Here is a 13,272-nt window from a genome sequence, read left to right on the forward strand (position 1 = left end):
ACATGCATCATAGATACAAGAAGAATCTTACACCAGGTCGACTACCCGAATCGGCCGTTCACGTAGTCAAACGTGCGGGGATCAATCGGACTGGAGAACATGGCATCCGTGTCTCCATGTTCAACGATCGCACCCGGCTGGCCTTGCGATGCCAGGAAGAATGCACACTGCTGAGAGACACGCTGGGCCTGCTGCATGTTGTGGGTGACGATCACGATGGTGACGTCGTTCACGAGCTCGAGCATCGTCTCTTCGATGACACGAGTGGATGTCGGGTCGAGGGCAGAACACGGCTCGTCCATCAGCAGGACCCGTGGCTTCACCGCGAGCGACCTGGCAATGCACAGCCGCTGCTGCTGGCCGCCTGAAAGCCCGCCGCCTGGCGCCCGCAGTCGGTCGCGTACCTCTTTCCACAGCCCGGCCTTCGTCAGGCACGACTCAACGAGGAAGTCGCGTTCGTCGCGCGAGACCCGGGTGCCGGTGAGCCTGAGTCCGGCGACGACGTTGTCGTAGATCGACATCGCAGGGAACGGGTTCGGCTTCTGGAATACCATTCCAATACTTTTGCGTGCCTCGACCAGGCTGCGACTCGTGTCGTAGATGTCGTCGCCGTCAATCAAAACCTCACCGGCCATGCTCGCCGACGGTATCAATTCGTGCATGCGGTTCAGGATGCGGAGGAAGGTGGACTTGCCGCAGCCGGACGGCCCGATCAACGCTGTGACAACACCGGCAGGCATAGTGAGCGACACGCGGTCGAGCACCTGGTGGTCGCCGAACCACGCGGTGATGTTGCGCGCATCCAGCGTTGCCAGCGGTTCGAGAGGGGCCGAACTGTCTATAAAGGGGCTGGCTGTTACGGGGCTGGACGCACGCGCACGCGGGAGCCGTGCGCGTGCGATCAGACCACGCCGCGTTGACTGGACCGGCAATACCTCCGTCTGGCCAGATTCGAAATTGGACGACGGCGCGTGGCCGACCGTGATGCCGGTCGATGGAGGGAGCTCAAGGTCGGGCGCGAGATCGGACATGGTCACATCACTTCTTTCTGTCACAGCAGGTTCGGGAGAAGCCTGGTGACCTGGTCGGCAACGAACAGGCCTCCGAGGAGCAGGACGGGAACAAAAACGATCCAGGTCTTCTGCGCACCGATGCGGCGATACGCCCACACCGCCGCGAGTTCGAGCACCAGGAACAACTGCAGCGCGAAGACCAGCGCCCATGCCGTCGAGGCGTCGGTTGCCATTTCCTTGTCAGCCGGCGCCAGCAGCGCAAATGAACTCTGGCGGATGCCGGCTGGCTGGGTTGTGCTCGTGAGCTGGGCATCCACTCGCGCAACGCCGGTGGGAACGTATGCCGGCCCACGAGCAGTCTCAAGAATGAGCCTCGACTGCCCGGCTTTCAGGGCAGGCGGCGCTGGATCGCCGGCATAACGCACACCGATGACGGAGAAGGTCTGCTCGCCCTGCCCGGTGATCACGGTGAACTCCTCACCGGGAGCCAGCTCCTGGAGACGTGAGAACGGCCCGCCGTAGGTGGCGGCACGCGCCATGATCACGCTCACCCCTGCCTGGCCAGGCAGCACGGTGTCGCGACGATGCCCAGGTCCGTTCATCAGGGTTCCGGATGCCGTCCCCTCGACCACGACTTCATGAACGCCAATAGCAGGAATATCGAGAACGGCGACGGGGTCGCCGTTGCTGAGCAGGACGTTGTCGACGGTCCCTTCGCTCACGGGCGCCGTGCCGTCTGAGAGCTGCTGGCGGTACGAGTTCTCCAGCTTCTGCTGTGAAACCAGATGCTGCACATGACTGAGCACCATCAGGTTGAGTACGAAGCCCAGCATGAGCGCAGCAACGAGCGCGAGGCATCCGCGGGCGAGGACCTGCGTGTTGGTCAGCGGGGGCTGGAGGACCGGTGCTTTCGGTGGCCGGCGCGGCGGTTTGGGGATGACTGCTGCGCGCGGAGGCTTCGGTGGCTTGGGCGGTTTCGGCGGCTTTGAGTTCGACGGCGTGCCTCTGCGGCCGCTGCCGCGCGAGTCGCTCGCTGCGCCGATTGCGTCATCCGTTGACCGGTGTTCTTCGTCGATGATTGTCACGCGAGCCCCGGCACAATCCGGGCGGCGAGCACCCTGCGCACGGCAAGCACGATTCCGAACAGGGCTCCCCCGCTGGTGACGACCAGGATCAGGAACCACGGCGCTGCCATGACCATCCCATCCCGGGTCACAGCGGTCAGGGACACGCCATCAACGGAGTTCGGCGGTGTGAACACCGCGTGCGCGTTCAAGATCGTCCATTGGCCGATGCCGGGCAGCGTCGCCGACACGACTCGTGATTCGCCGGGGGCCAGCGCCGTGACAGGCACAGAATCAACATCGCTGATGGTGTTTCCGAACGGACCATCGACCCAGAAATGGGCACTGGCATCCATCGCTGTGTCCGACGCATTGCGAACCGTGAATTCAACGACGAGCTCACCGCGCAGCGGATTGAGCGACGGATGATGCGTGGTCGAGAGGCCGCTGAGATAGAGGATTCCCCCGATGTCCTCCCCATTGTCGCCGCCATTGTCGCCGCCGGTTTCTGCACCTGGCGTCGCGACCGACGTCGATCCGGGTGCGGAGCCCGCGCCTGGTCGTGGCGAGGTCGTCGAACCTGTACCCGTGGACGCTGATCCGACCGGTGACGGCGTCACCTGAACGGTGATACCCATTCCGTCGGGATCATCTGCAGCCTTTGCGTTCTCCACTCCGGCTGAGCCGAGCGTTGCACCGAGTGCGAACGTGAGCCCGAGTGTAAGGAGCGCGGCTGTTCGCCTGGTCGGGGTGCGTCGAGAATGTGCCATCGTCCCCTACCGCCCGTCTGCTGACGGCGACGGCGAGGGCGACGGGAACGACGAAGCGGATGCCGCAGGCTCGCCACCGCTGGCAACCAGTGCGGGCTCAGGTGCAGCTTCACGAGCCTTGCGCTCGGCTTCAGCCTCTGTGTACGCGATCCATGCCTTGGCATTCTTCTCGTCGCGCTTCGCCCGGAGTCGGGTGAACAGCCAGAGCGAACCGCCCACAAGCACAAGGACGAGCAACCACCATGGCATCGCGACAATCATGGTGTCGCGACTGACCTCTCGCAGGGCGCCGGGGTTCAATGCGTCCTGTTCAACGGTTGGCGCCATCCGAACGTATGGATTGAGGTAGCCGAACTGGCCGACGCCTGGAACGTCGATCGATACGGTCCGGGTTGCCCCTGGGAGCATCTCGGAGAGTTCCTGGCGCACGAGATCGCCTGCACCGATGCCGAACAGCGTTTTCACGCCGATCACCATGTGCGCGCCGAGCGCGATGTTGCCATTGTTGGCGACGGTGAACGTCACTGTCGTCAGCCCGTCGAGCGGGTTGAGGCTCGGCGCGTACGACGCCTCGATGTTGCTGATGGTCAGCGCAGGCTGGAGCTCGCCTGGCACACGCACATACAGGCGCGTGGCAACACGGCGGTCGACGAGAACTTCACCCACCGCTGATTGCACTGAGATGGCTACTCCACCAGCGTGGTCACCCGGCGTCGCATCAGCCGGGACATCGACGGAGAACGGGACGACCTGGGAGGCACCGGGATCCAGCGGGATACTGAGCTGCTTGGCACCATTGTCGAAACTCACCCAGCTCCCGGCGTCGATCGGAGCTGCATCGGTGTCGAGAAGACCGTACGAACCGTCCTCCGAGTTGTAGGCGTCGCTCGCAAAGATGGTCAGGGTCTGCGGCGTCGTGCCGGTGTTGCGCGCGACGTAGTAGTCGTCAAGGTGCTGGCCTGGCTCAGCCTGGTAGCTGAACCGGGAACGTGTATCGGCTCCCTCCACTGTGCCCGGCGAACCGGAGATGCCGTCTGTCTCGTCGGCTACTGCCGGCAGGGATGCAGACGATGCCATCACAATGCCGAGCAGAAGGGCAGGCACGAGTGCCGCAGTGAGCCCAGCGCGCACACGTCGCAGACGCTCAGGGAAGTATGAAATGGAGAGCACGGTTCATTAGTCCAAAGGATGTTGTCGTGCACCCCTCGCGGGGCTGAACGAGCTGTGAACGAAAGTAAACGGGTGGACGCTGGTGACTCATGTCGGCGCACACACACCCTGGCGGGAGGGACGCGCTGAACGCGTTCCTCCCGCCGTGGTGCTGCGTGCTGGACTACTTCGAAGCGAGCGTGAGCGTGAGCTTCGAGGTGTAGGTACCAGCGGCCTTGCCAGCCGGCGCGACGAAGGTGAGGTCGGCACCGAGTACCGTGTCACCGACAGCCTGCCCGGCGGGTGCCGAGGCGAAGGTGGTGAACGGAGTCGAGCTGCCCGCAATGTGCGCGGCTGCCGCGACCACACCGGATGCCGTCGACGTGACGACCTTCGGGGCGACGCCGAGCTGCTTGGAGTCGATCGTCACCGCTGCATCAGCCGAGTTGGTGAAGTTCTGCACCGTGGCGGTCAGATCCCAGCCCTTCAGCGACACGACACGGCCATCCTTCACCGTGAAGGTCGGGAGCGTGCCCGTTGCCGTTGACAGGTTGTTCACCAGCGTCGGAGCTGCGAGCGTTGCGCTTGCGCCAGCCGGAACTTCAAGGCTGAGTGCGCCGTCGGCTGCCGCGATGGCACCGGCCGAGATATCGATGCTGCCCTGCTGGGACGGATCGACGGGCGCGGTGACCGGGGCATCAGAGGGAAGAGCCACCGTGTATGCGCCGGTGCCCGGTGTGATCGAGATGCTGGCGTACCAGACACCGGACGACGCCAGGTTGACGTGGTTGTCCTTCAGGCACGCCATGCCGACGCTGTAGTTGCCGCCGACCGCCTTGACCGCGCCCTGGCCGATCAGTCCGAGGATCTGCTCGATCGGTGTGGTGGTGATCAACATGACGTCCTTGCTGCCCGGCGCGGTGAACCCGCCGTCCGCGTAGGCCGACCAGTTCTTGGGGGCGCGCTCCTGGCCCTGCGGGGCAAGGAAGGTCCTGACAGACGTCGCGTCAGCCGAGCAGGAGAATTTCGCGTGCGGGTCTGTGGCAGACGGGGATCCGCCGACTGATTCGTCCCACGCGAACACGTAGTTGTCCGCGTAACGCACCTCATCCATCGGTTCGTAGATGTAGACGGGACCGTCGGATCCATTCGCCTGGGGTGCCGCGTTCGCCGCAACGGCGGACATTCCGACGATCGACGTCGCGAGGAGAGCGACAGACGCGACCCGAACGATATTTTTCTTGAACATTTTCTTGCCTTTCATTTCACATCGAGGTGCAGAAGGACTACTTGGATGCGCGGATCGCGGTGGTGCTTGACGGTGCGAGGAAGCCGAACTTTGTCTTGACCGCACCAGAGGTGAGCGATCCGACGCTGAAGTTCGTCAGGCTCTTGGGCTTGGTGCGGTCGACGAGGTCGGCCAGCGCCTGGTCGAACTTGGGGTTGGTCTGGTCGACACGGGCGAACTCGACGACAACGTACGTGTCGCGACCGAACGTGGCGTTGCTGTAGTACGCCGCGTTCGGCACTGTCGCGCTGCCGGTGCCGGTGAACGGCGCAGTGCCGGGGATAGCACTGCCGAGGGTTGCCGTGCTGGTGCGGTCCTGGCCAGCACCGCTCTTCTGGGCCACCCAGCTGGCGACCGAGAACGGGATGAGCTGGTTGTCGGCGAGAACGCTGCCGTCGTTCTCGATGACCTCGTTCTGCAGGACGCAGTTGCCGATGGTCGGGTTGCCGATGGCGGTGAGGAAGAACTTCCTGGTGCCGGAGGCGGCCTGGGGCAGAACAGGTGTGACGTTGCCGAACGCAGACCGTGTCGCGGCATCGCAGCTGTAGAGCAGCTTCAGGTTGGCCGCCGAGATCTCGCCAAGGCCAGTGCCGCCCTTGTACGCGTATGACAGAGCGTCACGGCCGTATGGGAAGTACTGCACCAGGCCCGTGTTGCTCTGGGTAGGGGCGCTCGACGAGCGGGCAATGTCGATCAAACCAGTGACCGTGGCAGCAGGAGTGCCATTGTTGTTGGTGTACGCCGTGCCGTTGATCGACGCCAGGAGCGCCGTCACGCCGTCGCCAGAGCCGGACGGGCGCGAGAAGTACGCGCCGCCGGGCTTCGTCTGGATGGCGGCAGAACCGGTGGCGTCAAACGAGCCGATCGAGTTTCCGGCAGCGGTGACTCGGACTGACGAACCGGTGATTGTGGTGCCGTTGGCGAGTGCGTTGACAGAGTCCTGCAGGGTGTCAGAACCAACAAGCACGTAACTGTTGGAGACCACGTCAGCGTGCGCCGGAACGGCGACAGCAAGACCGGCCAGGGTCAGACCGAGCGTCGCGCAGAGCGCGACAGCTTTCTTCGACTTCACTTTGATACCTTTCGAATGGGTTGGACGAGCACTTCGGGTGGAGCGTTCGAGCAACCGCTGGCGCGGGTGCGTCGACCTGGACGCTCCGGTGAGTGCCGGACTATCCAAGATTTCGGGCATCAGCTTCGCCTTCTGATGCGTGTGAACAGCGGCACGGCGGCCGCGGCCCCCAGACCGGCGAGCAATCCCCCTGGTACGGCAGCGGAGATCGGGCCGGTATCGGGATCGGCAGGGGTGGCGTTGCCCAGCAGCGCGGCGGCCACAGCTCCGGTTGCCACCGGAGCCGCTGCAGTTGGGGCGGCTGCCACAGCGCCAGGGACGGTCGGTTTCCTGACGGTCGTCGGCGTGCTCGCTGTCGGCGAGGCGGTCGCGGGCTTCGACACGACAGTGGGGACACCCGACTGAATGGCGTTCGCGGCCGTCACGGCCTGTTCGCGCCAGCCCTGCGGCAGCGGCGCATAACCTGCAGGCAGCAAGCCGGAAGCCGTGCCAGGCTCCTGTCCGAGGGTGGCCGCATAGCGGATGAAGCCGGCGTAGTCTGCGCGCGCAGCGGCATCCGCCTGCGCAGGGTTGGCGGCCGCATACACCGGCATCGCCAGCGGATAGGCATTCGCCGCAGCCTTCGCGCCCTCGCCGGCTGGATCATATTCATAGACCTGCGGCTGCTCGGCGACCGACGTCATAGCGGCGGCAGCTGCAGTGAGCGACTCGGTCGTCGGGGCCACATAGTTGCCCGCAGCATTCAGCAGCGAGGCAGATACGATCTGGTATTTGGCTGCGGATGCCGTATCGGTGAGGGCGAGAACATGCTGGTAGCCGGTGAGGTCACGCACGCTCTTTCCGTATTTGTGCGGGATCGACACGGCATCCCAGGCGCCAAGCACCTGACCATCGCCACGAAGAGCGAGATACGCGCTCGTGTCGAGGTCGGTTGTGTACGGTCGCCAGGTCACGAGGTTGACGGCGCCGCCGAGGGCAGTGGATTCGTCCTGTTGGATGGGGTCGGCCTTCGGCAGATTATCGCGGGGAAGGATGAGGGCGCTGCCGCTCTTGTTTCCCTCGTCGGTCGTCTCGCTCCACGGGTTGACAATCATGTCGAACTCGTCCGGCACACCGGCCAGGAAATCAGCTGCCGCCTGGTCTGACATGACATAGCGCCAGAGCTGCCACGCGGCATCCGATCGCCCCTGGGGAACGAGAAGGTCGGCCAACGATGGTCCCATCAGGGTCTGGACTGCCCACTCGGGATCGTTGATGGCGAGAAACTCGGGATCCTGCGTGAGGTTGCGGGCGTTGTGACCTGGTTTTTCCGGGCTCAAGTAGCCGACGTGGGTCTTGTCGGCGTATGTAGGCAACGAGTCGAGGTAGGAGTTGGTGAGCAGCTTCGCCACCAGCCGCGGGGTGAGCTTGAGCTCACTGAACGACATTCCAGCCTTGGCCAGATACTCGGGATCAGTGGCCGCCACGTCTCTCGGCTGGCGATCAATCGCAAAGGCGATCGACAGCCCGGTGAGCGCCACCGGGGCGTACGTGAGCGAGTCTGCGACCTCGGAGGTGCTCGAGGAGAGCGCCCTGGACGTCAGCGCCAACGGGGCGGTGACTGTGCCGTTCGCCGAGGCGAGCGCGTCGGACTCCGTCCCGGTGCTCAACGTGTATGTGGCGGTTCCCGCCTTGGTGCACAGTGTCGGCTGCCACGATGCGACGGCACCGGCGACCAACTCACTCCCAGAGAGCTGGCGCTCAGCAGCGCCGATGGTGCAGGTGGCGGCGAGAGGCTTGAAGTCGAGCCGGAAGGCGACGCGGTGCTTCCAGCTGTTCCAGAACAGTCCGGAGTTCACCACGTGCGCCTCGCCGACATCCGCTGTGCCGCGTGGGATCACGACCAGCCAGCACGAACGCGGGCTTGAGGTGCCGTCACTCGATTTCACGGTTTGGCCGCAGCCGAGCCCCGGTGCTTGAAGCGCCGTCTGGATCTCGAACTTTGCCGAGCCGGCCCCGTCGCTTCCTGAGCCTGCCCACTTCACCTCGTTTGTCGTGTATTGGGTGAAGTACTCATTGGTGTTGACGTCGACTTCAAGCTTCTTATTGTCGTCTGATACCGAGCGGATGACTTTTCCATCGACTGCCTTGAACGGGATCGACGTGTAGGTCGGGACGGTGAAGTAGGTCGACGGCGCGGTGTATGCGGCGTCCTCTGCCGCAACGTTGTCGTCGGCAACCGAGTTGTCTCTCGATGCCCCCGGGGTGTTGAAGCCGCCGTACTGGCAGGTGGTGCGGTCAGGGCCCGTCGCGTCGTCGCCCCAGCACTGGGCGATCTGCAGGAAGTTCTCTCCGCCGTGACCCGACCCGGGCACCGTCGACTTCTTGCCGCCCGTCCAGCTCACCGTCACGCCCTGTGAGGTCAGGTCACGCGTCTGGGAGACCGTGACGGCCAGGTCGGGGAACGGGGCGTTGGCAGCATCCGAGTCCTGGCTCGCTGCCGTCACGGTCACCGCACTCGACTGATCAGCGGATGCCGTCGGCACGACAACGCCAGAGAGGGCAAGGAGCGCTGATACGAAGGCCCCCACCACGGTTCCCGTGACGAGCGAACGCAGCCAGGTGGGGTGCGACCGCGTGCGACGACTCGATTTCACAGAATTCTCCATAGGTTTTTCGGCACATTCTCAGCCGATAGCGGTCACGGTACGAGCGGTTGGTGACGCCCGGATGAACAGGTCTGGAACGACCCTTCTCCCGCGCCTGTCGGAATGAGAGCCACGAGAACGAGCATCCGTTGCGAGCGCGCAACGAGCAGGGGGAAGCGCGACGAATCAGCCGAGCGAGGATGCGTCCGGCGCGCTGCCGGATCGCTTGAGCCGCCGCGAGAAGAGCGGCGGAAGCACTGTTCCTGCAATCAACAGCAACGCGGCGAACAGCATGACCAGTTGCGAGGTGCCCCAGCCGGTGTCGGCCAGAGAGAACGGCGACGACACCGCGGCACCACTCGCGCTGTTGCTCCCGCTGATCAGTGCTCCGTTCTCGTCGTACACGGCAGTAGCACCTGCAGACGCTGCCGTCGAAACTGCGGCTGCGGCATCCGTTCCCTGGGCTCCCGCTGCGCTGCCGCCAGCGCCAGAGCCGCTTACCGGGGTGTCATCCGTTGCCCCTGCCGTACCGGTCGTGCACTGGTCAGGCCCCGCCTTGTCACAGTCGGCCGGTGCCGGTGCCGTGAGCGCCAGTTGGTTGCTCGTTGGCGAATCGCCAGGCTTGAACGTTGGGTTGTTACACGCGTTGACATCGACAGCGGCACCCCCGGCTCCTGGGATGCGCTTGATCTGTTCGAACCCGGCAAGCACCAGGTTCATGGGCAATGGCGAGTAGCCGAGCGCTGCGGCCTGCTGCTGTCCCTCGCACAACATGTAACTGGCGAAGGAGCCGAGGGTCTTGCCCTTCGCTTCCGTGAAGATTCCGGCAACGGCCGTAGGCACGATCATGTACGAGTAGCTCGACAACGGGTATGTGCGGTTGTCAGCGTTGTTGTACACGCCGTCGAGGATCTGTGTGAGGTACTCAGGCGACGCGGAATCGGTGTTGATTGCCGCCTGCATCAGGCCAACGGCCACAGAGGATGCTGTCGGCTCCACGTAGTATCCGGCGTTGTTCAGCACCTTCGCGACCGGGAATCCGGATTTCAGAGCATAGGAATACTCGACATACGTGATGGCGCCTTCGCCGTAGTCCTGGCCGACGTAGCCGGCGACGCCCAGCGACCCGTTCTGGGCCTTGGCGTTGCCGAAGGTCGGGTACTGCGAGGTCAGGCCGCAGGGTGTCGATCGACCGACGGATGAACAGAACGCGTTCCACAGGTCTGGGTGCTGTTTCGACATCCACAGGGTGAACTGTGCGGTTGAGCCTGAACCGTCGGAGCGCACCACGGGCACAATCGCCTTGTCCGGCATCGCGAGTCCCGGATTGTCGGTCTGGATAGCCGGGTCGTTCCAGTTGGTGATGCCGCCCGTGAAGATCTTGGTGATCACCTCTCCGCTCAACCGAAGATTGGTGACCTTCTTGCCGCCAATCTTGAGGTTGTACATGAAGGAGGTACCGCCGGCCACGATGGGCATATACGCGAATCCGGTGGTCGGCTGCTCCGGTGCGGAACCGTCTTCCGGGCTCGTCTGGAACGGGATCTCGCTCACCGCGAAGTCAACGTTGCCCAGCACGAAGTCGCGCCGCCCCGCCGAGGATCCGACGCCTGAATAGTTCACCGTCATGCCGTAGTTGGCTGCGACGTTCTTGCGCCACTGGTCGAGTGCGTTCTGCGACCAGGTTGATCCGGTGCCGGAGATCGGCTTCCACTCGTCGGCCAGCGCGGCAGGGGCGCCCACTCCACCCAGTGCGCCCAGGAACAGCAGCAGGAAGGCGAACGACGCGGTGAGGAAACGGGACAAGCGGATGCGACGCGTCACTATGACGTCTCCTTGGTAGCTGCTGTAGGCGGTACGGGCTGGGCTGTGTTCTGGACTGTGTTCTGGACTGTGCTCTGGACTGTGTTCTGGACTGTGTTCTGGACTGTGCTCTGGACTGTGTTGCGTTCTGAGTCGCGCCGGGAGATCCGCACTTCATCGCGAGCAGATGCGGCGAGCGCCGCACGACGCTGGCGTGAGGAGAGCTGTCCAGGACCCCTGCCGCCGAACACCCTGGCCACGGCGAACAGGGTGAGGACGACAATGATCAGCACGGCAGCTGACCCGAATCCACGGGCGATCATGTTCGGCTCCGGTGACTTCACGAAGTCGAACACCTGGAGCGGCAGCGAAATCATGGGCCCTGAGAACGGATTCACGTTGAGTACGGCCGTCACACCTGAGGTGAGGAGCACTGGGGAGGTCTCCCCGATTCCTCGCGCGGTTCCGAGGATCACGGCGGTGACCAGTCCCGACTTCGCCGTCGGCAGCACCACATGCCAGACGGTTCGCCATCGTGATCCGCCGAGTGCGTACGACGCCTCACGAAGGTTTCCGGCAACGAGGCGGAGCACCACATCCGACGCCCTGATCACGATGGGCAGCATCATGACGGTGATGGCCATTGCGGCGGCGAACCCTGAACGCTGGTGTGTGATCAGCGTGATGATCGCCGAGTAGACGAACAACCCAGCCACGATCGAGGGCAATGCGGTCATCGCATCCGCAATCGTGCGGACGAACCGCGCGAAGCGGCCGCCAACCTCATTCAGGAAGACAGCAGTGGTCACGCCGAGCGGAATGGTGATGACCAGGGCGATCGAGATCTGGATGAGAGTTCCTACTATGGCGTGCAGGATGCCACCCATGTCGAGGGGATCGAGTGGGCCGGCCAGCTCCATGGTCTGCGTGAAGAAGTTCAGGTGCGGCAGCGCCTCACGGCCGCGCACCAGGGTGTAGATCAAGACGAAGACCAGTGCGCCCACCAGGATGATGCCCGCGCTGTACAACAGCGTCGTCATCACCTTGTCTGCGACATCCTGCCCATTTGAGCGAAGGGCCACCAGCACGGCGTACAGGGCGATGAATGCAACGAACGCGACGACGGCCCAGCCGATGCCGCCCGTCATGGGCGTGAACCACCCGAACAGCAGGCTGGCGAGTGCTCCCCCGGCGAACAGGGCACCCCAGAGGTTGAATTTCTCGTCGATGGTTGCCGTTCGGAGCCGCCGCTTCGGCCCGATCGGGCGATCCCCGGGGGACGGGATGACGGTGGGTGCCGGCGCAGGTGCCAGCACTACCTCACTCTCAGTGTCGACGAGGGGGCTGTCCCTGTCGATGAGGGGCCCGGGCACGCCCGGTTCGCGTACGACCGGTTCGCGCACGCCGGGTTCGAGGATCGTGGACATCAGGCTTCGCTCTCTGCGCCGGACCGCGAGCGCGCAACAATGGATGACGCTGTGAAGTTGACGGCGAGGGTGATCAGGAACAGCACGAGGCCGGCGGCCATCAGCGCGGAGAGGCCGAACTCACTTGATTCGCCATACCGCAGTGCGATCAGGGACGAGACGGAGTTGGTTCCTGTCTTCAGCACCTGCCAGTTGATCGTGAAGATCGGCGAGATGATCATGTACACGGCGATCGTCTCCCCGAGTGCACGGCCGAGACCGAGCATCGTGCCTCCGATGATGCCGCCACGGCCGAACGGAAGCACAACGGCGCTGACCATGCCCCAGCGGGTGGCACCGAGTGCAAGCGCCCCTTCGCGCTCGCCTGCCGGCGCCTGGGAGAACGCCTCTCGCATGACAGACGTCTGGGTGGGAACCACCATCAGGGCGACGACGATGCCTGCGATGAATGCGGACGATGTGAATGCGCTCGCATCCGTCAGCTGCTGCCCCGTCTGAGAGGTGACGGCGAAGATGGGAATCCACCCGAGGTATGTCGACAGCCACTGGGAGACGGGAAGCACGTTGCCCTGGAGAAAAAACACGCCCCACAGGCCGAAGACAACACTCGGTACCGCAGCCATGAGGTCGACCAGCGAGATGAGGGTCGGCCTGATTTTGGCGGGAACCACCTCAGACAGCAGCAGTGCTGTGCCGAGCGCGAGCGGTACGGAAATGCACATTGCGACCAGGGCTACAGTGATGGTTCCGAACAGGACCGCGGCAATACCGAAGGTCTGTGTCTCGGGCGACCACTCCTGTTCCCACAGGAACGCAGGGCCGGCCACCTGCAATGCGGAGCCTGCCCGAATCGACAGGAAGAGGCCGACTGCGAGCATGATTCCGACAGTCGTCGTACCTGCCGCGAAGCTGACCGCGCGGAAAACACGGTCTCCACCGGACTCCCTGGCGACAAGGCGTCGGCGCGTGATGCCGCCAAGTTGGGCTTCGGACATGACTTCCTTGTGATCGGTGGAGCTGGGAGCAGGCGCGTCAGTGTTCGAGCCCGCGTTCACAATT

10 protein-coding genes are annotated in these 13,272 nt (G+C 64.1%); all 10 read right to left on the bottom strand.

Annotation, left to right across the window (positions count from 1 at the left end; all coding sequences use genetic code 11):
* Window positions 1–41 precede the first annotated feature (41 nt).
* Entirely contained in the window at window positions 42–815 is a 774-nt protein-coding gene (locus tag AC25Y4_RS05890; protein ID WP_488119538.1) for a phosphate ABC transporter ATP-binding protein, read from the bottom strand.
* A gap of 236 nt (window positions 816–1,051) precedes the next feature.
* On the bottom strand, window positions 1,052–2,098 hold the full coding sequence (locus AC25Y4_RS05895) for a sortase (protein ID WP_488119417.1): 1,047 nt from the start codon (window positions 2,096–2,098) through the stop codon (window positions 1,052–1,054).
* Window positions 2,095–2,847, bottom strand: a complete 753-nt coding sequence (locus tag AC25Y4_RS05900; RefSeq protein WP_488119418.1) for a hypothetical protein — start codon at window positions 2,845–2,847, stop codon at window positions 2,095–2,097. The genes AC25Y4_RS05895 and AC25Y4_RS05900 overlap by 4 nt, the downstream gene beginning before the upstream one ends.
* A gap of 6 nt (window positions 2,848–2,853) precedes the next feature.
* Window positions 2,854–4,017: a hypothetical protein gene (locus AC25Y4_RS05905; RefSeq protein ID WP_488119419.1), complete on the bottom strand. Its 1,164-nt coding sequence runs from the start codon at window positions 4,015–4,017 to the stop codon at window positions 2,854–2,856.
* 163 nt (window positions 4,018–4,180) lie between these two features.
* Window positions 4,181–5,245 (bottom strand): hypothetical protein, encoded by a 1,065-nt coding sequence (locus tag AC25Y4_RS05910; protein WP_488119420.1) that lies wholly within the window; start codon window positions 5,243–5,245, stop codon window positions 4,181–4,183.
* 37 nt (window positions 5,246–5,282) lie between these two features.
* Complete coding sequence (locus AC25Y4_RS05915; RefSeq protein ID WP_488119421.1) at window positions 5,283–6,356, bottom strand: hypothetical protein; 1,074 nt, start codon at window positions 6,354–6,356, stop codon at window positions 5,283–5,285.
* Window positions 6,357–6,475: 119 nt separating this feature from the next.
* The gene (locus AC25Y4_RS05920) at window positions 6,476–8,992 is read right to left on the bottom strand and encodes a hypothetical protein (protein WP_488119422.1); all 2,517 of its coding nucleotides are present in this window, start codon (window positions 8,990–8,992) and stop codon (window positions 6,476–6,478) included.
* Between the two features lie 177 nt (window positions 8,993–9,169).
* Window positions 9,170–10,807 (bottom strand): phosphate ABC transporter substrate-binding protein PstS, encoded by a 1,638-nt coding sequence (pstS, locus tag AC25Y4_RS05925; protein WP_488119423.1) that lies wholly within the window; start codon window positions 10,805–10,807, stop codon window positions 9,170–9,172.
* A complete protein-coding gene (pstA, locus tag AC25Y4_RS05930) occupies window positions 10,807–12,213 on the bottom strand; it encodes a phosphate ABC transporter permease PstA (RefSeq protein WP_488119424.1) in 1,407 nt (468 codons plus the stop codon). The genes pstS and pstA overlap by 1 nt, the downstream gene beginning before the upstream one ends.
* A complete protein-coding gene (pstC, locus tag AC25Y4_RS05935; RefSeq protein ID WP_488119425.1) occupies window positions 12,213–13,208 on the bottom strand; it encodes a phosphate ABC transporter permease subunit PstC in 996 nt (331 codons plus the stop codon). Before pstC ends, pstA begins: the two co-directional genes overlap by 1 nt.
* Window positions 13,209–13,272: the final 64 nt, after the last annotated feature.

It is taken from the genome of Leifsonia sp. Y878, assembly GCF_057669685.1.

What these genes read in the sequence shown, in the direction of transcription:
- pstA (WP_488119424.1), bottom strand. Translation starts at nt 12,213, where the DNA reads ATGTCCACGATCCTCGAACCCGGCGTGCGCGAACCGGTCGTACGCGAA.
- AC25Y4_RS05900 (WP_488119418.1), bottom strand. Translation starts at nt 2,847, where the DNA reads ATGGCACATTCTCGACGCACCCCGACCAGGCGAACAGCCGCGCTCCTT.
- pstC (WP_488119425.1), bottom strand. Translation starts at nt 13,208, where the DNA reads ATGTCCGAAGCCCAACTTGGCGGCATCACGCGCCGACGCCTTGTCGCC.
- AC25Y4_RS05910 (WP_488119420.1), bottom strand. Translation starts at nt 5,245, where the DNA reads ATGTTCAAGAAAAATATCGTTCGGGTCGCGTCTGTCGCTCTCCTCGCG.